Genomic DNA, 22,736 nt, shown 5'->3' with positions numbered 1-22,736 from the left:
AAGATTCCGCTGATTTTTGAGTGTTTTTGCTTGTTCGGCGAGCTCTATAGATTTTGCATAAATCAGAACTCAAGAAAGTAAAGGTTGACATTGGGCTGCACTACCGTTACCTAAGACAAATCGATATTTGCTTGCTGAGCTTTGCTTCCCGCGCATTTTGCAACCGCGCCCTGAACGAACCTTTCTCTCAAAAATCGCTATATCACTAACCGCAGCGCAACCTCGCGGCGGTCGTTCAATATGCTATGAAAGGGTTCATCATGACCACTGGCACAGTTAAATGGTTTAATTCCACCAAGGGCTTCGGCTTCATCCAGCCCGACAACGGCGGCCCGGACGCGTTCGTCCACATCTCCGCCGTCGAGCGCGCCGGAATGCGCGAGATCGTCGAAGGCCAGAAGCTCGGCTATGACCTGGAACGCGACAGCAAGTCGGGCAAAATGTCTGCCTGCAACCTCCAGGCTGCCTAAATCGGTATCGTGCTCTCCCTTGACCACGGATGTACTGGCACTGTCGAGAGCGTGATCCGAACGAAGGTCAGGCAATTTGCCTGGCCTTTTTTATTGCCGCTCGGTCGGCCGAGCCTGCCAAAGTCAGGGCCACAATGACACAAACACACAGCAAATCGCGCCAACAGGCCGAGATCGCCTTTTCCAAGGCTCAATCGCAATTCTTTGCGCGAGACCGCGCGGTCGAGGAGCAGGAGGCGATCGTCCGGGCCCGCGAGGAAAAGACCCTGCGCCTAAGGGAAGCCCGCCTGACAAAGGAATCGGATGATCGGGCAGCAGCGACCGCCTCCCTCATATTGAAGCGGGCCAAAAAGCCTGACCTTCATACCGCAACTCCTCAACCAGGATCTAGATTTGAGAAACACCAGAGACAATGAACTCGTCGATCGGCGCGGTGCTGCCGCCAACGCCAAGGCGGCTCTGCTGCAGGCCTATCGTGCGGCAAAAATAGCCGCTGAGCCGACACAGCAAGCCCGCCAGGCGGAGCGTCAGGCGATCGCCGCGGCCAGGGAAGAACGGCGCGCCGAGCGGGAGCGGGTCAAGATCGAGGAGCGGGAGCGCATGCAGGCCGAGGCTGCAGCGCGCGAGGCCGCAATCACGGCTGCTGCGAGAGCCGAGGTCGAAGCGCGCGAGGCGGCGGACCGAGATCGCATCGCTCGCGTCATCGAGGACGAGGCCGCTCGCAAGGCCGAGCGCGATCGACGTTACGCCAATCGAAAAGCCAGACAAGCCTAAACGTCACCCGAGCCTGCACAAAGGCCGCGCACCGCTTGCGCATTCCGTTTGCGCAGAAAAACGCCTTCGGTCACCCAACGCGCAGCCCCCGCGCCGGAAGGGTTTCACGGTGCGGCAGACCGCTTTCAGACGCCCCGGCTCGTTCGGGGCGTCTTTATTTTCAAGCGAGCGGTCTGATCGTTCGATAAAAACAAAGGAGCACCGCCGGAGTTTCCCCCGGCAGGGCTCATTTTGTCGGATCTGTCCGGGGCGGATCAGCCTTTGCGGTCGCGGGCGGCCAGCGTGCGCAGGCGCAGCGCGTTCAGCTTGATGAAGCCGGCGGCGTCCTTCTGGTCGTAGGCGCCCTGGTCGTCCTCGAAGGTGACGAGCTTGTCGGAATAGAGCGACTTGTCGCTCTGGCGGCCGATCACCATGACGTTGCCCTTGTAGAGCTTCAGCGTCACCTCGCCCTCGACATTCTTCTGGCTAAGGTCGATCGCCGCCTGCAGCATCTCGCGCTCCGGCGAGAACCAGAAGCCGTAGTAGATCAGTTCGGCATAGCGCGGCATCAGCTCGTCCTTCAGGTGGGCAGCGCCACGGTCGAGCGTGATGCTCTCGATCGCGCGGTGCGCCGCCAGCAGGATCGTGCCGCCGGGCGTCTCGTAGACCCCGCGGCTCTTCATGCCGACGAAGCGGTTCTCGACGAGGTCGAGGCGGCCGATGCCGTTGTCGCGGCCATAGGTGTTGAGCGTCGACAGCAGCGTTGCCGGCGACATGCGCACGCCGTTGATCGAGACGGCATCGCCGCGCTCGAAGCCTACGGTGATGACGGTCGCCTTGTCGGGCGCGGCCTCCGGCGAAATCGTGCGCATGTGCACGTATTCGGGCGCCTCGACGGCCGGGTCTTCCAGGACCTTTCCTTCCGAAGACGAGTGCAGCAGGTTGGCGTCGACCGAGAACGGCGCCTCGCCCTTCTTGTCCTTGGCGACCGGGATCTGGTGCTGCTCGGCGAACTCGAGCAGCTGCGTGCGGCTCTTGAACGACCAGTCGCGCCAGGGGGCAATGATCTTGATGTCGGGGTTCAGCGCATAGGCCGACAGCTCGAAGCGGACCTGGTCGTTGCCCTTGCCGGTGGCGCCGTGGGCGATCGCGTCGGCGCCGGTCTTTCTGGCGATCTCGATCAGGTGCTTGGAGATCAGCGGGCGGGCGATCGAGGTGCCGAGCAGGTAGACGCCCTCGTAGACGGCATTGGCGCGGAACATCGGGAAGACGAAGTCGCGGACGAACTCCTCGCGCACGTCCTCGACGAAGATCTCCTTGATGCCGAGCATCTCGGCCTTCTTGCGCGCCGGCTCCAGCTCCTCGCCCTGGCCGAGGTCGGCGGTGAAGGTGACGACTTCGGCCCCGAGTTCGGTCTGCAGCCATTTCAGGATGATCGAGGTGTCGAGGCCGCCGGAATAGGCGAGAACGACCTTCTTGACTTGCTTGGGAGATGCCATGGTTGTCTGTCCGTCTGGTGTCAGGGAATGCGGTCATGCCGCGCAAAGATTTCGCCGGCACTTTTAGCGAGATTATACGCCGAAGCAAGCGATCGTGCCGGGTGAAGCTTGCGCAGTTGTTGCGACTGAGGGCGTAGTTTCAGAAATCTGCGGCATTGACGCGTCCGGAGGACGATCTCCCCAGCGCCGCTGCGATCAATGCGCGCAACCAGCAATTTCTGGACGAGGTCGGTCGAATCCTGGGCGCCGAGCGGTTCGAAAGCCTGTTTGGTTTTCGCCTTGGCCGGGAGGCCAATCTGGTCGATCCTGAAATCAGGCGACAGCAGCAACTGCTGCAGCAGTAACGATAAAATCGCCCCCGGCATGTGATTGTCACGGCGTGCGTGGAGAGCTAATAACAGATCCAGCATCACTGCCATGCAATGCCTTCCTGGGACGACCATTGTGGATTTGTTACCCGCACCTGCCACCTTCATCGCCTTCACGGCAGCAAGCCTTTTGCTCGCTGCGACGCCGGGGCCGGACATGACGCTGTCGATCAGCCGAGCGCTATCGCAGGGACGTGGCCCGGCGCTCTTCGTGGTGCTTGGCACCAGCCTGGGCATCGTCGTGCACACGCTGCTGGTCGCCTTCGGCATCTCGGCACTGATTACCGCCTCGCCCACCGCCTTCACGATCCTCAAGACCGGTGGCGCAGGCTACCTGCTCTGGCTTGCGATCCGGGCCGTGCGGGTTGGCTCGAGCTTTTCCGACATGCCGAATACGAGCGCACCGAAAGGCGCTTGCGCGTGGGGAAATATCTCGACCGGCTTCTGGGTGAACCTGCTGAACCCGAAGGTCATCATCTTCTTCATGACCTTCCTGCCGCAATTCGTCTCCGCCGGTGATCCCGACGTGACGGGCAAGCTCGTCGTCCTCGGCCTGCTGTTCATCGTGTTGGGCATGCCGGTGAACACAATCATCGTGCTTGCGGCCGACAAACTGTCGATCTGGCTGCGCAACAACAAGAGGGTGCTGCGCGGCCTCGACTATACCTTCGCCGGCGTGTTCTCGATCTTCGCGGCGAAGATCTTCATGACGCAGGGCCGCTGACGCGCCCGCAGGCGCTTCAGTCGTCCTCGCCGTGGCCGGCGATCATCATCGCCTCGTAGGCGAGGCGGTCGACCTTCCGCATGCGCTCGGATTCCGACTTCAACTGGCCGCAGGCGGCGAGGATGTCGCGGCCGCGCGGGGTGCGGATCGGCGAGGCGTAGCCCGCCTGGTTGACGAAATCGGCGAACTTCTCGATCTGCTCCCAATCCGAACACTGGTAGTTCGTGCCCGGCCATGGATTGAAGGGGATGAGGTTGATCTTCGCCGGAATGCCCTTCAGCAGCTTCACCAGCAGCTTGGCATCCTCGAGACTGTCGTTGACGTCCTTCAGCATCACGTATTCGAAGGTGATGCGACGCGCGTTCGACAGGCTCGGATAGGCGCGGCAGGCGTCGAGCAGGTCCTTCAACGGGTACTTCTTGTTGATCGGCACCAGCATGTCGCGCAGTTCGTCGCGCACGGCGTGCAGCGAAATCGCCAGCATCACGCCGATCTCCTCGCCGGTCCGGTAGATTTCCGGCACGACACCGGAGGTCGACAGCGTCACACGCCGCTTCGACAGCGACAGCCCGTCGCCATCGGTGGCGATCAACAGCGCCTGCTTGACGTTCTCGAAATTGTAGAGCGGCTCGCCCATGCCCATCATGACGATGTTGGAGACCTTGCGGCCTTCCGATGGCACGATGGCGCCGGCCGGCGTATCGCGGTCAGGGAAGTCGCCGAGCCGGTCGCGGGCGAGCAGAAGTTGGGCGAGAATTTCCTCCGCCGTCAGGTTACGCACCAGCTTTTGCGTGCCGGTATGGCAGAAGGAGCAGGTGAGCGTGCAGCCGACCTGGCTGGAAATGCAGAGCGTCCCGCGACCCTCTTCGGGGATGTAGACCGTCTCGACCTCGACCGGACGGCCCGCGCCACGCGGCGGAAAGCGCAGCAGCCACTTGCGCGTGCCATCGTTCGACACCTGCTCCTCGACGATCTCGGGGCGAGCGATGGTGAAGTGCTCCTTCAGCATCTCGCGCATGTCCTTCGACACATTCAGCATGTGGTCGAAATCGGAAACGCCGCGCACGTACAACCAGTGCCAGAGTTGGCTGACGCGCATCTTGACCTGCCGCTCCGGCACACCCTTCTCGACGAGAGCCTTGCCCATATCGTCGCGCGAAAGCCCGATCAGCGACGGTTTTTCCGCCTCTCGCGGCTTGCGCACAGGCTTTTCGGTCGCGGGCTCCGCCCCGTTCAGGAAATCCAAGCTGGCCATCACTGCAATCCCATCGCGGCAAAGAGCCTGCGCGGCCATCGGCCCGCGGATTTGCCGCCCATCGAACATGAAGTCTTCGGAACCCGGCGGCGCAACTGGCTGCGCGCGGCTCCTCACGCTAGCGGCGCCTTTAGCATCCTTCGGCCGCAGAGTCACGCGCGCTGGAGGTGGAGGGCGCAATCGCGGCCTGAGATCCGCAAAGCAAAAGGCCGGTCGATCGACCGGCCTTGCGCATGTCAGCTTCTTCAGTGGCCTACTTGCAGGTTTCGATCTGCTTCAGCGCCGCCGAGATGCCCGACAGCGAGTAGGAATAGGTGGTGCCGGTGCCGCGGCGCGAGGTGGCCTTGACGGCCATATCCTTGCCGGACTTCATGGCCGCGACCAGGGCCGGTTCCTCTGCGGCATTCTCGACCCAGGCCGAATTGCCCTTGGTGAACATGACGAACGTTCGGCCGTCGATGACGACATTGACCTTTGAGTTTTCCTGCAGCGGGTAGCCCATCATGGCCTGTGGCTCGTAGGAGATGTTCTGGCCCGGACGCTGCGACACCAGGAAGAAGATGTCGCCGTGATCGACGCTGGCCGGCGCCTTCTCCTTCGGCACGGACAGAACGTAGCAGACCTTTCCGCCGCTCGACTGGTAGGAGTATGCCCCCCAGGCGTTGAACTGCTGGATCCGGGTCGGCGATTGCGCCGATGCAACGCCGGCCGTTGCCAGTACGAGGGTAAGTGCGGTTGCGATTTTCCTTACGAACATGATTCCCTGCCGGTTGTCTTGCTGTCTTTCGCCCAGACGGACGTGACGGCTCGCATCATCACGATTTGATTTAATTTGACTTAATTCTGGTTACCAAATCGTCAACAGACGCTCATTTCATCGAACCGGCGGTTACTATGAAACCTGCTGCAATGCAAACCGCATGCAGGATGTCATGGCGAAACCGCAGGGTGCCGATGGCGAAGCCCATCCCATCACGATGAGTTAGTCGACAAAGATTCGGGCAAGAGTTTGACGCAAGTCGAGAACGCCGCCGCTGCTCCGTTGCGGGCTTCAGGGTGCGCGCAACATCGCAAGCCGATCAAACAGCATCCGGCAAACCGTCCGCCAGGGCGCGGTCAGCCGACAGGTAGTGGTCTTCACGAATATGGCCGCGAATGGCGGCGAAGGCGGCCGTCAGCACGGCGATGTCGTCGGAGAACCCGATGCCGGCGAGGAGGTCGGGAATGCCGTCGATCGGCAGGACGAAATAGGCGAGCGCCGCCAGCAGAATGCCGCGCACGCGCGTCGGCGTCCTGCGGTCAAGCGCGCAGAAATAGGCGGCGACGAGGTCGCGACTGAACGGGACCTGACGGAAGGCCCGCTTCAGCACCGGCCAGAAACGATCGCGGACGCGCTGTTGCTGCCTATGCTGCTCATCCTCATCGCCGGGCAGCAGGATTTCGCCAATTTTCACATCGTCCATTCCGACACACTCCCTGCACCGACGGTCAATATCGACGCGTCCACAAATATGGGAACCCGCAATCCCTGCAGCAAGGCATTTTCATCGCTCGCGCGCCGCCTTCTCCATCGCCTCGGCCAACCGGAAATCAAGCGCCGTCACGCCGCCGGAAGAGTGCGTCGTCAGCCGCACGTCCACCCGATTGTAGACGTTGAACCATTCGGGATGGTGGTTGAGCCGCTCCGCCGCCAGAGCCGCTTCCGACATGAAGGCGAAAGCATCGGTAAAACCTTTGAACTTGAACGACTTGGCGATCGCCAGCCCATCGTCCTCAAGCGTCCAGTCCTCGAGCATGGCGAGACTGGAGGTGATCGCTTCCTTGCCGAGTTTCTCCTGCTTCATCGATGCGTCCTCCGTTGCAGGGCTTTGTCTTAGCAGATAGTTTGCCGCCCTTCACCTTCAAGGAGGTCTGCGTGGCCCCGCTTTCCATCCTGTTTGTCTGCCTCGGCAACATCTGCCGATCACCGCTCGCGGAAGGAATCCTCCGTCATCTGGTATCTGAGGAAGGCCACGGTCAGGATTTCGTGATCGATTCGGCCGGAACCGGCGGCTGGCACGTTGGCCACGCCCCAGACGAGCGCGCAATCGCGGTTGCGGCTGATCACGGCATCGATATTTCGCGATTGAAGGCGCGCAAGGTGTCGTCCGCGGACTTCGACCGCTTCGACCTCATCCTGGCGCTCGACCGCAGCAATCTGCGCGACCTGACAGACGTTGCGCCTCCGATCCGCCGGGCAAGCATCGAACTGTTCTCAATACGAGCGTTCGGCACCCTGGAAGACATACCCGATCCCTACTATGGCGACACCGCCGAATTCGAGACCGTCTATCGCCTGCTCTATCGTGGATGCGCTTCCATCGCCGCCACGCCGAACGCCGGGCCGGCTTCGAACAAGGGGAAGACTTCCTCCGTCACGTAGGGCCCGCCGCCGACCGATTCCTTCGATGACATCAGCACGAAGCGATTGACGAGAAACGGTGAGGACGCGAAGTTTGCCCGTCCCGACAGGTAATGGACCACATCCTCCAGCCGGGCATTGCGCAGCCGGGCGAGTGTCACGTGCGGGGTGAACTTGCGCGGATCCGCCGGCAGGCCAAGGCGCTGGCAGATGCGCTCGATCTCCGCCTGCAGCGCATACATTTCCGGTGCGGGCGACACCCCGGCATAGATCGAATGCGGCTTCTTCGAGCCGAACGAGCCGACACCGGCCAGCGAAAGCTGGAACTCGGGCCGTTCGATGCGATCGAGCTTGTCGACGACCTCATCGGCGGTCCGGCCATCGACGTCGCCGATGAACCGCAGCGTGATATGGAAGTTCTCGACGTCGATCCAGCGCGCTCCCTGGAGACCGCCGCGGAGCAGAGACAGGCTCATTGCGGCATTGCGCGGCACTTCGAGGGCAACGAATAGTCTCGGCATGGCGAGCTCCCCGAATCTGTAGTCGTAGCACCAGCGAATCATGCATTGCCTTGGGGCGCAACCCAAATTTCGCAGGCGCGAAAAGCCTCAGTCGATTACCCCCAGGCTTTTGACGAAGGCTTCGACCGTCGGCAGCATCTTGTCGACCATGACGGCGACACCCTTTGCGTTCGGATGCATGCCGTCGTCGAGTTGATGATCGGCATGGGTGACAACGCCGTCCAGGAAGAACGGATAGAGGGGAACATCGTGCTTCCCGGCGACTTGCGCGTAGATGCTATTGAAGCGCTTGCCGTAATCCTCGCCCATGTTCGGCGGCGCCAGCATGCCGACGAGCAGCACGGCGATGCCCCGCCTCTTGAGGCCGGAAACCATCTTATCCAGGTTTTGTTCCGTCTGTTCCGGCGGAATGCCGCGAAGCGCGTCGTTGGCGCCGAGCTCAAGGATGACGCCCTTCGTTCCCTCCGGCACCGACCAGTCGATGCGGGCGAGACCGGCGGAGGTCGTGTCGCCGGAAATGCCGGCGTTGGCGATCGAGACATCCAGCCCCCTGGCCCTGAGTGCCTTTTCGAGCTGGGCCGGGAAGGCCTCCTCGACCGGAAGCTGGTATCCTGCCATCAGGCTGTCGCCGAAGCCGACGATCTGGACGGGCTCGGCGGCGGCAGGCCGCACGATGGAGGTGGCGGCCAGCACCAGCGCGATGAAAATTCCGTGAGCAGCTTTAAACGGCATACCGATGATCCTAAGTTGCTGGCGCTGCCCCGCAGAACCGGGACGGTTCAGGCGGGGCATGCAATTTTACGAGCGCAACGGTTCCGGCGCGGTGCCAGCCCTGCAATGTATCAAGATATAGGATAGATTTCCGTGGGCGAAACCATCATCGATCTCAAAAAGGCGGACCTCACCCTTGGACAGGACGCGGCCTCCGTCCATGTGCTGAAGCAGGTCGACCTTTCGATCGGCCGCGGCGAATCGGTGGGCATCGTCGGTCCTTCGGGATCGGGGAAGTCGACGCTTTTGATGGTTCTGGCCGGCCTTGAGAAGCTGGATCGGGGCGAAGTCCAAATCGATGGAGCAGCCCTCCATAGCATGACAGAGGACCAGGTCGCCGACTTCCGTGGCCGCAACATCGGCATCGTTTTCCAGTCGTTCCACCTGATTCCCAACATGACGGCGCTCGAAAACGTCGCGGTTCCGCTCGAACTTGCCAATGTGCGCGACGCGTTTGCCATCGCCCGACGCGAACTGGAGGCGGTCGGGCTTGGCGAGCGCCTGTCGCATTATCCGGGCCAGCTTTCCGGCGGCGAGCAGCAGCGCGTCGCCATTGCCCGCGCCCTTGCGCCGCAACCGCGGCTGCTGATCGCCGACGAGCCGACCGGGAACCTCGACGCCGACACCGGGCGGCAGATCTCCGATCTTCTCTTCGCCGAGCAGGCCCGTCGCGGCATGACGCTTGTGCTCGTCACCCATGATGCGGCGCTTGCCGCACGCTGCCAGCGCCAGGTGCGCATGCGCTCCGGCGAGATCGTCATCGACGCGGGGGACGCCGTCGCCACCAAAACGAAACGGGTGCCCGCATGACCGGGGCAGCAAGCCCGACAGCCTGGCTTTCGCTCGCCGCACGGTTTGCCGTGCGCGAGATGCGCGGTGGTCTGCGTGGGTTTTATATCTTCCTCGCCTGCATCGCGCTCGGCACCGCCGCCATTGCCGGCGTCAATTCCGTCTCCCGCGCCATCAGTTCTGCCATCGACGCCCAGGGTCAATCGCTGCTTGCCGCCGATGTACGCTTCCAGCTGAGAAACCGGGTGGCCACGGCCGAGGAGCGCGCCTATTTCGACAAGCTCGGCACCGTCTCCGTCTCCTCGGACCTGCGCTCGATGGCCCGCCTGCCCGACGGCTCCGACCAGGCGCTTGTGGAACTCAAGGCCGTCGACGGCGCCTATCCGCTTTACGGCACGGTCGAAACGTCGCCGCAGCGTTCGCTTGCCGAATTGTTTGCCAAGGAGGGCGAAAGCTATGGCGCCCTGGCAGCACCGCTTCTGCTTGAGCGGCTCGGCATTCGCGTCGGCGACGAATTGCGCCTCGGCACAGCCCGCATCCGGATCACGGCAACGCTCAATCGCGAGCCGGACGCCCTTTCGGAGGGGTTCGGTCTGGCGCCGCGACTGATGATATCGACCGAAGCCCTGGCGGCGACGGGTCTGGTTCAGACCGGCAGCCTTGTCGAACATGCCTACAAGATCCGCCTGCACGACCCCGCCGAAAACAAGCTGTCATCCATCCGCAAGCAGTCGGAAAAAGCGTTCCCGTCCGCCGGGTGGTCGGTACGCACGAGCAACAACGCCGCGCCGGCGCTCTCCAACAACATCACCCGTTTCTCGCAGTTTCTGACACTGGTCGGCCTCACGGCGCTGATCGTCGGCGGCGTGGGCGTTGCCAACGCAGTGCGCGCCTACATCGATTCCAAGCGCGGCGTCATCGCGACGTTCAAATGCCTCGGCGCCCCGGCCGGGCTGATATCGGCCATGTACCTGATCCAGATCTCCCTGATTGCCGTCATCGGGATTGCGATCGGTCTCGTGCTTGGTGCGCTCATACCCATCGTGGCGATGCGTTTCCTCCAGGGCATCTTGCCGGTCCCATCCGAAATCGCCGTCTATCCCGCCGCTCTGGTGCTGGCAGCCGGCTTCGGGCTGATCACGGCCCTTGCCTTCGCGATCATGCCGCTCGGCCATGCTCGCGAGGTTCCGGCGACGGCCCTCTTCCGTGAGCAGGGATTTGAGCGCCGGCGGCTGCCGGCCTGGCCCTACATTCTCGGCGCTGGCCTTTTCCTCGCAGCCCTTGCGGGGCTGGCTGTTCTGACGGCCTACGACCGCACCATCGCGCTCGTCTTCCTCGGTTCGATCGCCTTTGCCTTCATCGTACTGCGCCTCGTCGCATTCCTCGTGACGGCGATCGCCCGCCGGGCGCCGCGCGTCAATTCGCCGGCGCTCCGGCTGGCGATCGGCAACATCCATCGGCCTGGCGCGCTGACGCCGTCCGTCGTGCTGTCGCTTGGGCTTGGCCTGACGCTGCTCGTGACGCTGACGCTGATCGACGGCAATCTGCGGCGCGAGCTGACCGGGAGCCTGCCGGAGCGGGCACCGAACTTCTTCTTCATCGATATCCAGCGAGCGGATTTGGAAGGGTTTCGCGCGCTGCTGAAGAAAAACATGCCGGATGGCAAGATCATCGAAGTGCCGATGCTGCGCGGCCGGATCGTCGCCTTCAACGGCGAGGACATCTCGCGCCGCAACGTGCCGCCGGCCGGACGCTGGGTGCTGCAGGGCGACCGCGGCATCACCTACGCGAAGAACGTGCCGGAGAACTCGACGCTAGCGCAGGGTGAATGGTGGCCGGCTGACTATTCCGGCGAACCGCTGGTGTCCTTTTCGGCCGAGGAAGCCGGCGAACTCGGCCTGAAGCTCGGCGACACGGTGACGGTCAATGTGCTCGGCCGCAACGTCACCGCCCGAATCGCCAATTTTCGCAACGTCGAATGGGAATCACTGTCGATCAACTTCGTGATGGTGTTTTCGCCGAACACCTTCGCCGGCGCGCCGCACGCCTGGCTGGCGACGATGATCGATCCGAAGGCGACCGCGGAACAGGAGGCCACCACGCTCCGCGCTCTCACCAATGCCTATCCGACGATCACCAGCGTGCGGGTGAAGGACGCGCTGGAAATCGTCAGCGAACTGATGAACCAGCTTGCGGTTGCTATTCGCGCGGCTGCCGCCGTTGCCCTCATCGCCTCCGTGCTCGTGCTCGCGGGCGCGCTGGCGGCCGGCAACCGTGCCCGCACACACGACGCCGTCGTGCTGAAGACGCTCGGCGCCACGCGTCGCACCCTGATTCGGGCCTTTGGCTACGAGTACATGATGCTGGGACTCGCGACCGCCGTTTTCGCGCTCTTCTCCGGCGGGGTTGCCGCCTGGTTCGTCGTCAGCAGGATCATGACGCTGCCGTCCCGCTTTCTCCCGGATGTCGCCATCATGACGGTCGTCATCGCGCTTCTCATGACCGTCGGCATCGGGCTGGCCGGCACCTGGCGCGTGCTGGGACAGAAGGCGGCCCCGGTTCTGAGGGAGCTTTGACCGACGAAATCGCGCGCTTGCCGCTGCGGCTCGCGCCGCCCATCCTCTCGCGAAGTTGATCGATGATTCAACGTTGGGTCTTGTACTCGGCGGGTTTCGTTATCATATTTTCCGCAAGGCATGCTGAGCTCCGCAGCGGCGCCTGGGTTGTTGGGCCAAAACCGGTAGAAAGCCGGGAGGGTCCGAAAGACACCTCGGTCCTTCGGGACTGGATGCGATACCCGACACCGAAGAAACCTACGGGGCTTTCGAGAGGAAAAAATGGCTGATCTCCGCAATTACCAGGCCCGACCGACGACCGGCACGCAAGCCGGCGCCGTCATCGATGAGGGTCTTCGCGCCTATATGCTGAAGGTCTACAACCTGATGGCATTCGGGCTAGCGATTACCGGCGTCGTGGCGTTCTTCGCCTCGCAGGCGGCATTCTCGGGCGGACAACTCACCGCGTTCGGTCAGGCGATCTACGTCAGCCCGCTGAAGTGGGTGGTCATGCTTGCGCCGCTCGGGCTGGTGTTCTTCCTGAGCTTCCGCATTCAATCGATGAGCGTCGCCGCCGCGCAGATGACCTTCTGGGTCTATGCCGCGCTGATGGGCCTGTCGCTGTCGTCGATCTTCCTGATCTACACGGGCGCCAGCATCGCTCAGACGTTCTTCGTCTCGGCTGCGGCGTTCGGCGCTCTGTCGCTCTACGGCTACACGACAAAGCGCGATCTCTCCGCCATGGGTTCGTTCATGGTGATGGGCCTGTTCGGCCTGATCATCGCCTCGCTGGTTAACCTGTTCCTGCAGTCGTCTGCGCTTGACTTCGCGATCTCCGCGATCGGCGTTCTGGTCTTCGCCGGCCTGACCGCCTGGGATACGCAGAAGATCAAGGAGATGTACTATGAGGGCGACGAGGTCGGCGTTGCCGGCCGCAAAGCGATCATGGGAGCCCTCACCCTGTACCTCGACTTCATCAACCTGTTCCTGTTCCTGCTGCGTTTCCTCGGAAACCGCAACGAGTAGGGAAAACAGGCTGGAACAAGCCGCTTGAAAAGACCAACCCCGCCGGCTTCGGCGGGGTTTTTGTTTGCGACGCTGGTGCGTCCATAGCGATGCCGGCATTTCTCTTTTGACTTGATCGCCTGCCTGTTTATGCGTATTTATTCACGCTCATGCACGATTGAGGATTCCATGTCGATCAGCGAACTGCTTCTCGGCGAACGGCAAACATTGATCCAGGAACGGCTCGCCCGCCACGGAAGGGTCATCGCGGCTGAACTCGCCACTGAACTCGGGGTGTCCGAGGACACCATCCGCCGCGACTTGCGCGAGATGGCCTCCGCCGGCCTGTGTCGGCGCGTCTACGGCGGGGCGCTTCAATTCGGCCCGTCAACCTCTTTCAGCGAGCGCGTCGGCGTCGATGTCGATCGCAAGGAAGCGCTCGCTCGCGCCGCAGTTCTCCTCATCGAACCCGGCTCCACCATCTTCCTCGACGCCGGCAGCACCAACCTGGCGATTGCCCGTGCGCTACCGGCGGACAAGAACCTGACCGCCGTCACCAATGCGCCGGCGATCGCCGCGGCACTGATCGATCGGCCAGGCATCGAGATCATCCAGATCGGCGGGCCGATCGACAGGAAGACCGGGGCTGCGACCGGCGCAAAGGCGCTGCGCGATGCCGAGACCCTTCGGCCGGACCTTTGCATCCTCGGCGTTTGCGGCCTGCATGCGGATGCCGGCGTCACCGCCTTCAGCTTCGAGGAGGCCGAGTTCAAACGCTTCGTCGCCCTTCATAGCCGCGCGGTTCTAGCTGCCGTCACCAACGACAAGCTCTCGGTGGCAGCCCCTTATGCGGTGATACCGCTGACGCACCTGAGCCAGGCGGTGCTCGAGGCGGATGCCGACGAACAGGAACTTCTGGAGCTGGCCGCCCTCGGCGTGCGCCTCACGCGTGCCGAGCGGCCGGCATCCCGTTCGCCCGGCCGGATGAAAATACTAGACGCATCCTGACGCATACTTTGTCAGGCACTTCGATCCGCACCGCAAACGGTGCGACGTACAGACAGGACCCGCAATGAGTTCGCACGACAGCACGGCGACCGACGCCAGAGTTAAATCGTCCTATTATCCGCCGTCGCGGATCGCCGTATCGGGACTGTTCCTGCTGAACGGCACCTTTATGGGCGCCTGGGCTCCGAAGATCCCGGAGTTCGCAAGTCGCCTGTCGTTGAGCGAATCCCAGCTTGGCCTGATGATCGTCTGTTTCGGCATCGGCTCGCTCGTGCTGATGCCGATCGCGGGCATCCTGATCGCCCATTTTGGCACCTCCCGCGCGCTCAGGGGCGCGACCCTCGTCTTCCTGCCGACCCTGTTGCTGCTGTCGATCGCCCCGAACATCTGGTGGGGTGCGATGGCGATCTTCCTCTTCGGTGGCCTGACCGGCGCCATGGACATCGCGATGAACGCCAACGCCGTGGAAGTGGAAAAATCCATGCGGCGGGCCATCATGTCGTCCTGTCACGCCTTCTGGAGCCTCGGCGCCTTCCTCGGGGCGACCACCGGCGGCTATCTCATCGAGACGATCGGCGTGCTTGGGCACGCAACACTGCTGACCGCGCTCGCAGCACTCGGCCTTGCCGCCCTCTGGAGCCTGGTTCTCGCCGACGCGCCGCACCCGGCCGAAACACGCCAGAAGATCCGGCTGCCGCTCTCGCCGCTGCCGTGGCTGATCGGCGTCATGGCGTTGTTCACGATGATTCCGGAGGGTTCGATCCTCGACTGGGGCGCACTCTACATGCGCGACGAGCTCGGCGCTTCGCTTGCCCTCTCCGGCTTCGCCTTCGGGGCCTTCTCCGCCACCATGGCGATCATGCGCTTTGCCGGCGACCATGTGCGCGATCGCTTTGGCGCCGTGAAGACGCTGCGGGTCTCCACCGTCCTCGCGATCGTCGGTATGGTTCTCGCCGGCCTTGCGCCGAATGCCTATGTGGCGATGCTGGGTTTTGCCATCTGCGGCGTCGGCATCTCCAACATGGTGCCGATCGCGTTCTCCGCGGCCGGCAACCTCCCGGGCTTTGCGCAGGGCGTAGCGCTTTCCGTCACGACCGTCATGGGCTACTCCGGCGCCCTCTTCGCTCCCTCCTCGATCGGCTTCATCGCCGAACACACCGGCTTCGCCTGGGTCTTCTCCGTACTGCCGGTGCTGCTTCTGGTGGTGCTGCTGCTCTCCAAGCACGCCGTCCATGCCGACGTGAGGGAGAAGCATTGAGCCCGCACCGTCGTTAGCGACGGCCGGGCCGTGTCACACGAACTCGACCTCCTTCGACAGCGGCATCGCGCGGATCCGCTTGCCGGTGAGCGCATGGACCGCATTGGCGAGGGCCGGGATCGACGGCGGCGTGCCGGGTTCGCCGGCGCCGCCCATCCGGTGGGCCGTCTCCAACAGTCCGACCTCGATTGCGGGGCACTGGGGCATGCGCATCGGGGCATAGTCGTGGAAATTCGATTGCCGGGCGGCACCGTCGGCAAAGGTGATCTCCTCGCCGATCGCCGACGACAGTCCGTAGACGATCCCCGACATCATCTGGGCCTCGAAGATCGAGGGATCCATCACCTGGCCCGGGTCGGCCGCGCACCAGACCTTCTCGATGCGGATCTTGCCGCCGACGTCTTCGACCTGCACGACCTCCGCCACCCAGGTGCCGAAAGACAGCGTGAAGGCAAAGCCCTTCGCCTTGCCGGCCGGCAGCGTTTCCCCCCAGCGCGACATCGCGCCCACCTTGTCGATGACATTCACTGCGGTCGGATGATCCGCCATCAGCTTGCGGCGCAAGTCCAGCGGATCGAACTTTCCGGCCACGGCGATTTCGTCCATGAAGCTCTCGTGGAAGAAGCCGTTGAAGGAACTGCCGACCGAACGCCAGAAGCCGACCGGGATTGAAACCGGCGCCTTGATGCCGCCGACCCGATAGTTGGCGATCGCATAAGGCTGGTCGGCAGACCCGTCGGTAATCGTCTTGTCGGGCCCGAACGACGGCAGGCTCGGGAAGTAGCGCGGCAGGACGCTGCCCATGATCGAGGGGGCGGCGATGCGCATGTCCACGGCAACGGGCAAACCGTCGTCGCCCAGGCGCGCGCGAAAACGGCCGGCGGCGGCGGGACGATACATGTCCTGGCCGATGTCCTCCTCGCGCGTCCAGGTGACCTGCACCGGCCGCCCGTCCGCAGCCTTGGCGACGATCGCGGCATAGATCGCATAGTCGACATCGGCACGCCGTCCGAAGCCGCCGCCGAGATAGGTGGTGTGGACGAAGCAGTTTTCCGTCTCGATGCCGACCGCGGCCGCGGCCAGCTGGCGCACCAGCGTCGGCGCCTGATTCGGCGCCCAGAGGTCGAGCCGGCCGTCCTTCAGCTGGGCTGTGGCATTCATCGGCTCCATCGTCGCATGCGCAAGATAGGGCACGCTATAGTCGGCCTCGACGAGGCGCTCGCGCGGCGCATCGGCAAAGGCCATCTCGACGTCGCCGTCATTGCGGCCGTAGCTGATGTCGCTGCCCCTCAGCGCATCCTCCAGAACCTTTCGAATATCGGCATCGTTGGACGGATAGCTGCCCCTGCCCATTCGGCCTTGACCGCATCGGCCGCCTGGAAAGCCCGCCAGGTGTTGTCGGCGATCACTGCGAAACCGTTGGCGATGCCGGTCTCGACCTTGAGAACCTTGACGACGCCCGGCATTTTCTCGGCTTCCGCCGCGTCAAAGCCGACGATCGCGCCGCCGCGATAGGGATTCATCCGCAGCGTGGCGAAAAGCATGCCCGGCAGGCGCACGTCGATGCCGAAGATCGGTGCGCCCGTCACTTTGGCGTGCATGTCGATGCGCTTCTGCGGCTTGCCGAGGATCTTCCATTCGGCCCTTTCGCGCAGGCGGATCTCGGCCGGTGGCGCAAAGGCAGCCGCTTCCTGCGCCAGTTCGCCGTAGGTGAAGGTCTTGCCGGAGGCCGGGTCGGTGATCGCGCCGTCCGCCGTCCGGAGCGAGCCGGCCTCCACACCGAGCCGCTTGGCCGCTGCCAGTTTCAGCACCTCCCGCGCCGCTGCCCCCGCCTGGCGCATGCGGTAGTAACCGTCGACGACCGACGTCGAGCCGCCCGTGGCCTGGATGCCGAGGACCTTGCCGAGCACGCCCATGCCGGCGCGCATCGTCTCGGCCATGGTCGACTCGTCGAAATGCGGGAAGGGGACCCCCTCCTCCAGCATCGTCGTGTTGACATAAGCGTGGCCGGCCGGTCCGTGCTCGACGATCACCTGCTCAAGGCGAACGTCGAGTTCCTCGGCGACGAGGGCCGCCAGCGTCGTCGCAACGCCCTGCCCCATCTCGGCCCGCGGCGCGATCAGCGTGATCGTGTTGTCGGGCGCGATCTTCACATAGGGATTGAACGTCGTCTCGCCCTCGACCAGCTCGTCGTCGAGCGGATTCGGATAGGGCTTGCGATGGAAGTAGTAGCCCACCGCGAGGCCGCCGGCGACAAGGGCGGTGCCGACCAGGAAGGTCCGGCGCGCGATTTTTCCAATGGTGCCCATCGTCAGGCTCCCGTCGTCGTGTTCGCGGCACGCTTGATCGCCGCGCGGATGCGCGGATAGGTGCCGCACCGACAGAGATTGCCGGACATGGCGTTGTCGATGTTTTCGTCGGTGGGGTTCGGGTTTGCCTCGAGCAGGGCGACCGCGCTCATGATCTGGCCGGCCTGGCAGTAGCCGCATTGGGCGACCTGCTCGTCGATCCACGCCTGCTGCACCGGATGCAGCCGACCGTCCGGCGTCAGCCCCTCGATGGTCGTCACGGCCCCCAAAACCTCGCCGATCGGCATCGAACAGGAACGGACAGGCTCGCCGTCGACGAACACCGTGCAGGCACCGCACAGGGCGATACCGCAGCCGAATTTCGGCCCGCGAATGTCGAGCTCGTCGCGCAGCACCCAGAGGAGCGGCATGTCGGGCTCCACGTCCAGCTCGTGCTCCGCACCGTGCACGATCAGCTTCATTGCCGTCTCCTCAAGGATGACCTTCCGCCTGCTCCATTCGGCCACTGTAGCGGTTTGATATACCCTCGCATCGGGCTTGAACATGGAAATGATGACCGAAAGCCCCTTGCGCCCTCCTCCTCCACCCGTGCCCTTGCCGCGCCCAGCATGGGCAACATCGCCGACTGGCCGCACAAGACGAGCGTCGCAGTTGACAAGCCACATTTCCTGTTCCACCTGAGAGGGGAAAAGTCCCGGCAGAACCGTCACAATTTGCCGGTAAGCCAGCACGAGGCTAACATGTCCTTCTCCTTCGATTTCGAACCCAAGCCACGCCGCCAGTCCGTCGGCGTTAACGTCGGCGGCGTGATGGTCGGTGGCGGGGCGCCGGTGGTCGTGCAGTCGATGACCAACACCGATACAGCCGACATCGATGCGACGGTGGCGCAGGTGGCCGCCCTGTTTCGTGCTGGCTCCGAAATCGTGCGCATCACGGTCGACCGCGACGAGAGCGCCGCCGCCGTGCCGAAGATCCGCGAGCGGCTGCTGCGGCTCGGCATGGACGTGCCGCTGGTCGGCGATTTCCACTACATCGGCCACAAGCTGCTCGCCGACCATCCGGCCTGCGCCGAGGCGCTGGCCAAGTATCGCATCAACCCCGGCAATGTCGGCTTCAAGGACAAGAAGGACCGGCAGTTCGGCGCCATCGTCGAGACGGCGATCCGCCATGACAAGCCGGTGCGCATCGGCGTCAACTGGGGATCACTCGACCAGGAACTGCTGACCCGCCTGATGGACGAGAACCAGGAGAAGGGGTTTCCGCTCACCGCCCAGGAGGTGATGCGCGAGGCGATCTGCCAATCCGCGCTGCTGTCTGCCGAACTTGCCGAGGAGATCGGCCTGGCGCGCGACAAGATCATCCTGTCGGCCAAGGTCAGCAACGTGCAGGACCTGATCGCCGTCTACGCCATGCTGTCAGCCCGCTCCGATCACGCCCTGCATCTCGGCCTGACCGAGGCCGGCATGGGCACCAAGGGCATCGTCGCCTCGTCCGCCTCGCTCGGCATCCTGCTGCAGCAGGGCATCGGCGACACGATCCGCATCTCGCTGACGCCCGAGCCCGGCGGCGATCGCACCCGCGAGGTGCAGGTGGCGCAGGAACTGTTGCAGGTCATGGGCTTCCGCCAGTTCGTGCCCGTCGTCGCTGCCTGCCCCGGTTGCGGCCGCACCACCTCGACCGTGTTCCAGGAACTCGCCCAAAAGATCCAGGACGACATCCGCAAGAACATGCCGGTCTGGCGGGAGAAATATCCGGGCGTGGAGGCGCTGAAGGTCGCCGTCATGGGCTGCATCGTCAATGGCCCGGGCGAGAGCAAGCACGCCGATATCGGTATCTCGCTGCCCGGCACCGGCGAACTGCCGGCCGCCCCCGTCTACATCGACGGCAAGAAGGCGATGACGCTGCGCGGCGCCAACATCGCCGGCGAATTCGAGGCCCTCGTCGCGGACTACATCGAGCAGCGTTTCGGCCAGGGCCAGGCGGCTGCGGAGTAGTCGCAGCCGGGCCACTTCGATCATAGGGACCCACCGCGCCGTGATGCCCAACCGTGACAGCCAAGACCGGCCCGGCAGGACGCCCTGGATCATCTCATGAGATGATCTGCTCAAGCGCTGCGATCAGCCGATCGCATTCCTCCGGCGTGCCGATGGTGATGCGCAAAAAATCCGAGATGCGCGGCTTGGCGAAGTGGCGCACGAGGACCGCACGCTCGCGCAGGCCTTTCGCCAGATCCGCGCCGCTGTGGCCGGGATGGCGGGCGAAGACGAAGTTCGCCTGCGACGGCAGCACCTCGAAGCCGCGCTGGCGCAGCGCCCCCATCACGCGCTCGCGCGATTCGATCACCTTCTTGCGCGTCTCGTCGAACCAGGCGACATCCTCGATTGCGGCCGTGGCCCCTGCCTGCGCAACGCGGTCGAGCGGATAGGAATTGAAACTGTCCTTGACTCGCTCCAGCGCATCGATCAGCGGCCGCTGGCCGATGGCGTAGCCGACCCGCAGGCCGGCGAGCGAGCGCGATTTCGACAGCGTGTGGATCACGAGCAGGTTTTCGTATTTGCGCGTCAGCGGGATCGCGCTCTCGCCGCCGAAATCGATATAGGCCTCGTCGATCACCACCGGCTGGTCCGGATGCACGGCGACGATCGCCTCGATCGCCGACAGCGGGAGGCCGATGCCGGTCGGCGCGTTCGGATTTGGCAGGATGATCGCGCCGCAATCCCGCCGGTAGTCGGCAATGTCGATCGTGTAGTCGTCCGTAAGCGGCACCTCGACGGCCTCGATGCCGAACAGACCGCAGTAGGTCGGGTAGAAGCTGTAGGTGATGTCGGGGTAGAGCAGCGGCCTGTCGTGCTTCAGCAGCGCTGCGAAGGCATGCGCCAGCACCTCGTCCGAGCCGTTGCCGACGAACACTTCGTCCGGTGCGACGCCGTATGTCTTCGCGATCGCTTCCCGCAAGGCCCGAGCGGACGGATCGGGATAGAGCTTCAGGCTGTCCGCAACGGCGGCCTGCATCGCCGCGATTGCCTTGGGCGACGGGCCATACGGGTTTTCGTTGGTGTTCAGCTTGACGAGATCGGCGATGCGCGGCTGCTCACCGGCGACGTAGGGTTTCAGCGTCGAGACGACGGGCGACCAGTACTTGCTCATCGATCAGCTCCTGCGATTGGCAATGAAGCGGGCGGTTTCGACCAGAATGTTGGCGCGCTCGCCGAACGGCGCAAGCAGGCCCTCTGCCTCGCCGACCAGTTCGTTGAGCCGGTTCTCGGCCCATTCCTGTCCTTTCAGCGAGACGAGCGTGCCCTTGCCGCGCGCGGCGTCCTTGCCGGTCGCCTTGCCCATGGTCTGCGTATCCGCCGTCAGGTCGAGCAGGTCGTCGGCAAGCTGGAACGCCAGCCCGATCGTCTCGCCATAGCGCCTGAGCCGGTCGCGTGTGGCGCCGTCGGCATCGGCTATAATCGCACCAGCCTCGCAGGCGAACCGGATCAGGGCGCCGGTCTTCATCGCCTGCAGCGTCACGATGCCCGCCTCATCGGGTGGCGTCTTTTCCGCCGCAAGGTCCAGCACCTGCCCGCCGACCATGCCACCGATGCCAGCGGCGCGTGCAAGCGACAGCACAAGCTCGATCTTGGCCCTGTCGGCAAGCGCCGTCTCGGGTGCCGCCAGGATATCGAAGGCGAGCGTCAGCAGGCTGTCGCCGGCAAGAATGGCCGCCGCCTCGTCAAAGGCAATGTGCACCGTCGGCTGGCCGCGGCGCAGGTCGTCATCGTCCATCGCCGGCAGGTCGTCATGCACCAGCGAGTAGCAGTGCACGCATTCGAGCGCGGCCCCGACCCTCAGGGCAGCGCAGGCGAAGCGGTCGCCCAGCAGCGCGGCAGATTCCATGACGAGGAAAGGCCGCAGCCGCTTGCCGCCGTTGAGCACGCCGTGCCGTATCGCCGCCATCAGGCGTTCCGGACGCGCGGTCTCTCCGGTGCGCAGGTCCGGTGACAGCAGGTCGGCGAGCGTCGCTTCGACAACCTCTGCATGCGATTTCAGGCGTTGCTGGAAGAGGGCGGAATGGCTGTTCATCGCCGCTCTTTGGCATGGGGCGCGACGATAGGCAACGGCGAAGGTTGGACAGCGGCGCCAAACGCGGGCAAAGTTCTCTGCAACCACTGGCAAACCCGCCGATGCAACGGTATGAAAGCCCGGAACAGCGAGAGGACGGACACCGGCCTTTGGAGATTGCACCGGAAACCCGCGTTGAGGCGCAACTGAATGCCAGGCAGCAGCTCGACGCCACGAAAACCGGCCCTGGCGAGGACAGGGGCGTGATCCGGCGGATGAGGCGTGGCTGGAAAAAGGCGGTGCTCGTCGTGATCGCGCTGCTGGCCCTGCCCTACCTCCTGATTCCGGTCTATGCCGTCGGCTTCGTTCATCCCGTTTCCACGCTGATGCTGCGGGATCTCGTCACGCTGCAGGGCTACGACCGCCGATGGGTCGATTTCGACGACATCGCCCCGGTCCTCGTGCAATCGGTGATGATGTCGGAGGACGGTCAGTTCTGCGCCCATGACGGTGTCGACTGGAACCAGATGCGCGGCGTCGTCAACAACGCGCTGCAGGGTGAGGCCACCCGCGGGGCGAGCACGATCCCGATGCAGACGGTCAAGAATCTCTATCTCTGGAACGGGCGCTCCTTCGTGCGCAAGGGGCTGGAGTTGCCGCTTGCCGTTGCCGCCGACATCGTCTGGAGCAAGCGCCGGCTGATGGAAATCTACCTCAACATCGCCGAATGGGGACCGGGCATCTACGGGATCGAGGCCGCCGCCCAGCACCACTTCAACGTGCCCGCCAAGAGGCTGTCGCGGCGTCAGGCGGCGCTGCTTGCGGTGTCACTGCCCAATCCGATCGACCGTAACGCCGGCAAGCCGGGTCGCGGCCTGAAGCGGCTCGCCAACGTGATCGAGCGCCGGGCCAGCCGCTCGGGCGAATACATCAGATGCCTTTATGATTGAATTCAGGCCTTTTCATTGGTGCTGAGCGGCCGGCAATTCTAGAGTGAGGCCCA

General features: G+C 64.0%; 25 protein-coding genes. 12 read left to right on the top strand and 13 right to left on the bottom strand.

From position 1 onward, the window contains the following. The first annotated feature begins 260 nt into the window (after window positions 1-260). The 3 genes from JNC62_RS05205 (at window position 261) to JNC62_RS05195 (ending at window position 1,244) form a co-directional block, all read left to right on the top strand. Window positions 261-470 carry a cold-shock protein gene (locus JNC62_RS05205; protein ID WP_374836619.1) on the top strand — a complete coding sequence of 70 codons (210 nt, stop codon included), beginning with the start codon at window positions 261-263 and terminating at the stop codon, window positions 468-470. 134 nt (window positions 471-604) lie between these two features. Beyond that, window positions 605-886 (top strand): hypothetical protein, encoded by a 282-nt coding sequence (locus JNC62_RS05200; protein WP_374836925.1) that lies wholly within the window; start codon window positions 605-607, stop codon window positions 884-886. Further along, window positions 864-1,244 (top strand): DUF6481 family protein, encoded by a 381-nt coding sequence (locus tag JNC62_RS05195; protein WP_374836618.1) that lies wholly within the window; start codon window positions 864-866, stop codon window positions 1,242-1,244. The genes JNC62_RS05200 and JNC62_RS05195 overlap by 23 nt, the downstream gene beginning before the upstream one ends. A gap of 254 nt (window positions 1,245-1,498) precedes the next feature. Here JNC62_RS05195 and JNC62_RS05190 read toward each other — a convergent pair whose 3' ends face one another. Together JNC62_RS05190 and JNC62_RS05185 are read right to left on the bottom strand one after the other, a co-directional pair. Continuing rightward, window positions 1,499-2,722 carry an argininosuccinate synthase gene (locus tag JNC62_RS05190; protein ID WP_374836617.1) on the bottom strand — a complete coding sequence of 408 codons (1,224 nt, stop codon included), beginning with the start codon at window positions 2,720-2,722 and terminating at the stop codon, window positions 1,499-1,501. Window positions 2,723-2,742: 20 nt separating this feature from the next. Then, window positions 2,743-3,141 (bottom strand): hypothetical protein, encoded by a 399-nt coding sequence (locus JNC62_RS05185; protein ID WP_374836615.1) that lies wholly within the window; start codon window positions 3,139-3,141, stop codon window positions 2,743-2,745. Between the two features lie 25 nt (window positions 3,142-3,166). Between JNC62_RS05185 and JNC62_RS05180 the strand changes: the two genes are divergently transcribed. Continuing rightward, complete coding sequence (locus JNC62_RS05180; protein WP_374836613.1) at window positions 3,167-3,814, top strand: LysE family translocator; 648 nt, start codon at window positions 3,167-3,169, stop codon at window positions 3,812-3,814. A gap of 16 nt (window positions 3,815-3,830) precedes the next feature. Here JNC62_RS05180 and rlmN read toward each other — a convergent pair whose 3' ends face one another. The 4 genes from rlmN to JNC62_RS05160 form a co-directional block, all read right to left on the bottom strand. Continuing rightward, window positions 3,831-5,069 (bottom strand): dual-specificity RNA methyltransferase RlmN, encoded by a 1,239-nt coding sequence (rlmN, locus tag JNC62_RS05175; protein WP_374836612.1) that lies wholly within the window; start codon window positions 5,067-5,069, stop codon window positions 3,831-3,833. A 253-nt stretch (window positions 5,070-5,322) separates the two neighbouring features. Further along, entirely contained in the window at window positions 5,323-5,826 is a 504-nt protein-coding gene (locus JNC62_RS05170) for an invasion associated locus B family protein (RefSeq protein ID WP_374836610.1), read from the bottom strand. 322 nt (window positions 5,827-6,148) lie between these two features. Next, on the bottom strand, window positions 6,149-6,532 hold the full coding sequence (locus tag JNC62_RS05165) for a YkvA family protein (protein WP_374836608.1): 384 nt from the start codon (window positions 6,530-6,532) through the stop codon (window positions 6,149-6,151). A gap of 81 nt (window positions 6,533-6,613) precedes the next feature. Beyond that, the gene (locus JNC62_RS05160; protein ID WP_374836606.1) at window positions 6,614-6,913 is read right to left on the bottom strand and encodes a 4a-hydroxytetrahydrobiopterin dehydratase; all 300 of its coding nucleotides are present in this window, start codon (window positions 6,911-6,913) and stop codon (window positions 6,614-6,616) included. A 71-nt stretch (window positions 6,914-6,984) separates the two neighbouring features. Between JNC62_RS05160 and JNC62_RS05155 the strand changes: the two genes are divergently transcribed. Next, on the top strand, window positions 6,985-7,491 hold the full coding sequence (locus tag JNC62_RS05155) for a low molecular weight protein-tyrosine-phosphatase (RefSeq protein ID WP_374836605.1): 507 nt from the start codon (window positions 6,985-6,987) through the stop codon (window positions 7,489-7,491). Here the strand turns inward: JNC62_RS05155 and thpR are convergent. Together thpR and JNC62_RS05145 are read right to left on the bottom strand one after the other, a co-directional pair. After that, window positions 7,410-7,991, bottom strand: a complete 582-nt coding sequence (gene thpR / locus JNC62_RS05150) for an RNA 2',3'-cyclic phosphodiesterase (RefSeq protein ID WP_374836603.1) — start codon at window positions 7,989-7,991, stop codon at window positions 7,410-7,412. The two genes, JNC62_RS05155 and thpR, sit on opposite strands and share 82 nt — an antisense overlap. A gap of 87 nt (window positions 7,992-8,078) precedes the next feature. Further along, window positions 8,079-8,723, bottom strand: coding sequence for an arylesterase (locus JNC62_RS05145; RefSeq protein ID WP_374836601.1), 645 nt, complete (start codon window positions 8,721-8,723; stop codon window positions 8,079-8,081). Window positions 8,724-8,855: 132 nt separating this feature from the next. Between JNC62_RS05145 and JNC62_RS05140 the strand changes: the two genes are divergently transcribed. The 5 genes from JNC62_RS05140 (at window position 8,856) to JNC62_RS05120 (ending at window position 15,377) form a co-directional block, all read left to right on the top strand. After that, complete coding sequence (locus tag JNC62_RS05140) at window positions 8,856-9,572, top strand: ABC transporter ATP-binding protein (protein WP_374836599.1); 717 nt, start codon at window positions 8,856-8,858, stop codon at window positions 9,570-9,572. After that, the gene (locus JNC62_RS05135; protein WP_374836597.1) at window positions 9,569-12,127 is read left to right on the top strand and encodes an ABC transporter permease; all 2,559 of its coding nucleotides are present in this window, start codon (window positions 9,569-9,571) and stop codon (window positions 12,125-12,127) included. Before JNC62_RS05140 ends, JNC62_RS05135 begins: the two co-directional genes overlap by 4 nt. A 261-nt stretch (window positions 12,128-12,388) precedes the next feature. After that, on the top strand, window positions 12,389-13,132 hold the full coding sequence (locus JNC62_RS05130; protein ID WP_374836595.1) for a Bax inhibitor-1/YccA family protein: 744 nt from the start codon (window positions 12,389-12,391) through the stop codon (window positions 13,130-13,132). 168 nt (window positions 13,133-13,300) lie between these two features. Continuing rightward, window positions 13,301-14,119: a DeoR/GlpR family DNA-binding transcription regulator gene (locus tag JNC62_RS05125; protein ID WP_374836594.1), complete on the top strand. Its 819-nt coding sequence runs from the start codon at window positions 13,301-13,303 to the stop codon at window positions 14,117-14,119. 64 nt (window positions 14,120-14,183) lie between these two features. Further along, window positions 14,184-15,377 carry an MFS transporter gene (locus JNC62_RS05120; RefSeq protein ID WP_374836592.1) on the top strand — a complete coding sequence of 398 codons (1,194 nt, stop codon included), beginning with the start codon at window positions 14,184-14,186 and terminating at the stop codon, window positions 15,375-15,377. A gap of 33 nt (window positions 15,378-15,410) precedes the next feature. Here JNC62_RS05120 and JNC62_RS05115 read toward each other — a convergent pair whose 3' ends face one another. From JNC62_RS05115 to JNC62_RS05105, 3 genes are read right to left on the bottom strand one after another with little or no spacing between them, the layout of a single operon-like run. Next, window positions 15,411-16,730, bottom strand: coding sequence for a xanthine dehydrogenase family protein molybdopterin-binding subunit (locus JNC62_RS05115; RefSeq protein ID WP_374836591.1), 1,320 nt, complete (start codon window positions 16,728-16,730; stop codon window positions 15,411-15,413). Next, a complete protein-coding gene (locus JNC62_RS05110; protein ID WP_374836589.1) occupies window positions 16,667-17,686 on the bottom strand; it encodes a molybdopterin cofactor-binding domain-containing protein in 1,020 nt (339 codons plus the stop codon). The genes JNC62_RS05115 and JNC62_RS05110 overlap by 64 nt, the downstream gene beginning before the upstream one ends. A 2-nt stretch (window positions 17,687-17,688) precedes the next feature. Continuing rightward, the gene (locus JNC62_RS05105; protein WP_374836586.1) at window positions 17,689-18,147 is read right to left on the bottom strand and encodes a (2Fe-2S)-binding protein; all 459 of its coding nucleotides are present in this window, start codon (window positions 18,145-18,147) and stop codon (window positions 17,689-17,691) included. A gap of 279 nt (window positions 18,148-18,426) precedes the next feature. Between JNC62_RS05105 and ispG the strand changes: the two genes are divergently transcribed. Beyond that, the gene (ispG, locus tag JNC62_RS05100; protein WP_374836923.1) at window positions 18,427-19,680 is read left to right on the top strand and encodes a flavodoxin-dependent (E)-4-hydroxy-3-methylbut-2-enyl-diphosphate synthase; all 1,254 of its coding nucleotides are present in this window, start codon (window positions 18,427-18,429) and stop codon (window positions 19,678-19,680) included. A gap of 94 nt (window positions 19,681-19,774) precedes the next feature. On the opposite strand, the gene hisC is transcribed toward ispG, so the two are convergent. Both hisC and JNC62_RS05090 read right to left on the bottom strand, forming a co-directional pair. After that, window positions 19,775-20,833 (bottom strand): histidinol-phosphate transaminase, encoded by a 1,059-nt coding sequence (gene hisC / locus JNC62_RS05095; RefSeq protein WP_374836584.1) that lies wholly within the window; start codon window positions 20,831-20,833, stop codon window positions 19,775-19,777. Between the two features lie 3 nt (window positions 20,834-20,836). Then, complete coding sequence (locus tag JNC62_RS05090; RefSeq protein WP_374836582.1) at window positions 20,837-21,754, bottom strand: polyprenyl synthetase family protein; 918 nt, start codon at window positions 21,752-21,754, stop codon at window positions 20,837-20,839. 101 nt (window positions 21,755-21,855) lie between these two features. Here JNC62_RS05090 and mtgA point away from each other — a divergent pair, with 101 nt between their 5' ends. Next, entirely contained in the window at window positions 21,856-22,683 is an 828-nt protein-coding gene (gene mtgA, locus JNC62_RS05085; protein WP_374836581.1) for a monofunctional biosynthetic peptidoglycan transglycosylase, read from the top strand. Window positions 22,684-22,736 lie beyond the last annotated feature (53 nt).

Origin of the sequence: Mycoplana ramosa, assembly GCF_041930185.1 — a bacterium.
Lineage (GTDB): Bacteria > Pseudomonadota > Alphaproteobacteria > Rhizobiales > Rhizobiaceae > Mycoplana > Mycoplana ramosa.
This window is presented reverse-complemented; position numbering and strand designations above follow the sequence as displayed.

Excerpts from the sequence above, each read along its gene's own strand:
- JNC62_RS05190 (WP_374836617.1), bottom strand. The coding sequence starts at position 2,722 with ATGGCATCTCCCAAGCAAGTCAAGAAGGTCGTTCTCGCCTATTCCGGC.
- hisC (WP_374836584.1), bottom strand. The coding sequence starts at position 20,833 with ATGAGCAAGTACTGGTCGCCCGTCGTCTCGACGCTGAAACCCTACGTC.
- JNC62_RS05135 (WP_374836597.1), top strand. The coding sequence starts at position 9,569 with ATGACCGGGGCAGCAAGCCCGACAGCCTGGCTTTCGCTCGCCGCACGG.
- JNC62_RS05170 (WP_374836610.1), bottom strand. The coding sequence starts at position 5,826 with ATGTTCGTAAGGAAAATCGCAACCGCACTTACCCTCGTACTGGCAACG.
- JNC62_RS05125 (WP_374836594.1), top strand. The coding sequence starts at position 13,301 with ATGTCGATCAGCGAACTGCTTCTCGGCGAACGGCAAACATTGATCCAG.
- JNC62_RS05130 (WP_374836595.1), top strand. The coding sequence starts at position 12,389 with ATGGCTGATCTCCGCAATTACCAGGCCCGACCGACGACCGGCACGCAA.
- JNC62_RS05105 (WP_374836586.1), bottom strand. The coding sequence starts at position 18,147 with ATGAAGCTGATCGTGCACGGTGCGGAGCACGAGCTGGACGTGGAGCCC.
- JNC62_RS05185 (WP_374836615.1), bottom strand. The coding sequence starts at position 3,141 with ATGGCAGTGATGCTGGATCTGTTATTAGCTCTCCACGCACGCCGTGAC.
- JNC62_RS05110 (WP_374836589.1), bottom strand. The coding sequence starts at position 17,686 with ATGGGCACCATTGGAAAAATCGCGCGCCGGACCTTCCTGGTCGGCACC.
- thpR (WP_374836603.1), bottom strand. The coding sequence starts at position 7,991 with ATGCCGAGACTATTCGTTGCCCTCGAAGTGCCGCGCAATGCCGCAATG.
- JNC62_RS05090 (WP_374836582.1), bottom strand. The coding sequence starts at position 21,754 with ATGAACAGCCATTCCGCCCTCTTCCAGCAACGCCTGAAATCGCATGCA.
- mtgA (WP_374836581.1), top strand. The coding sequence starts at position 21,856 with ATGCAACGGTATGAAAGCCCGGAACAGCGAGAGGACGGACACCGGCCT.
- ispG (WP_374836923.1), top strand. The coding sequence starts at position 18,427 with ATGTCCTTCTCCTTCGATTTCGAACCCAAGCCACGCCGCCAGTCCGTC.
- JNC62_RS05165 (WP_374836608.1), bottom strand. The coding sequence starts at position 6,532 with ATGGACGATGTGAAAATTGGCGAAATCCTGCTGCCCGGCGATGAGGAT.
- JNC62_RS05160 (WP_374836606.1), bottom strand. The coding sequence starts at position 6,913 with ATGAAGCAGGAGAAACTCGGCAAGGAAGCGATCACCTCCAGTCTCGCC.
- JNC62_RS05205 (WP_374836619.1), top strand. The coding sequence starts at position 261 with ATGACCACTGGCACAGTTAAATGGTTTAATTCCACCAAGGGCTTCGGC.
- rlmN (WP_374836612.1), bottom strand. The coding sequence starts at position 5,069 with ATGGCCAGCTTGGATTTCCTGAACGGGGCGGAGCCCGCGACCGAAAAG.
- JNC62_RS05115 (WP_374836591.1), bottom strand. The coding sequence starts at position 16,730 with ATGGGCAGGGGCAGCTATCCGTCCAACGATGCCGATATTCGAAAGGTT.
- JNC62_RS05200 (WP_374836925.1), top strand. The coding sequence starts at position 605 with ATGACACAAACACACAGCAAATCGCGCCAACAGGCCGAGATCGCCTTT.
- JNC62_RS05120 (WP_374836592.1), top strand. The coding sequence starts at position 14,184 with ATGAGTTCGCACGACAGCACGGCGACCGACGCCAGAGTTAAATCGTCC.
- JNC62_RS05145 (WP_374836601.1), bottom strand. The coding sequence starts at position 8,723 with ATGCCGTTTAAAGCTGCTCACGGAATTTTCATCGCGCTGGTGCTGGCC.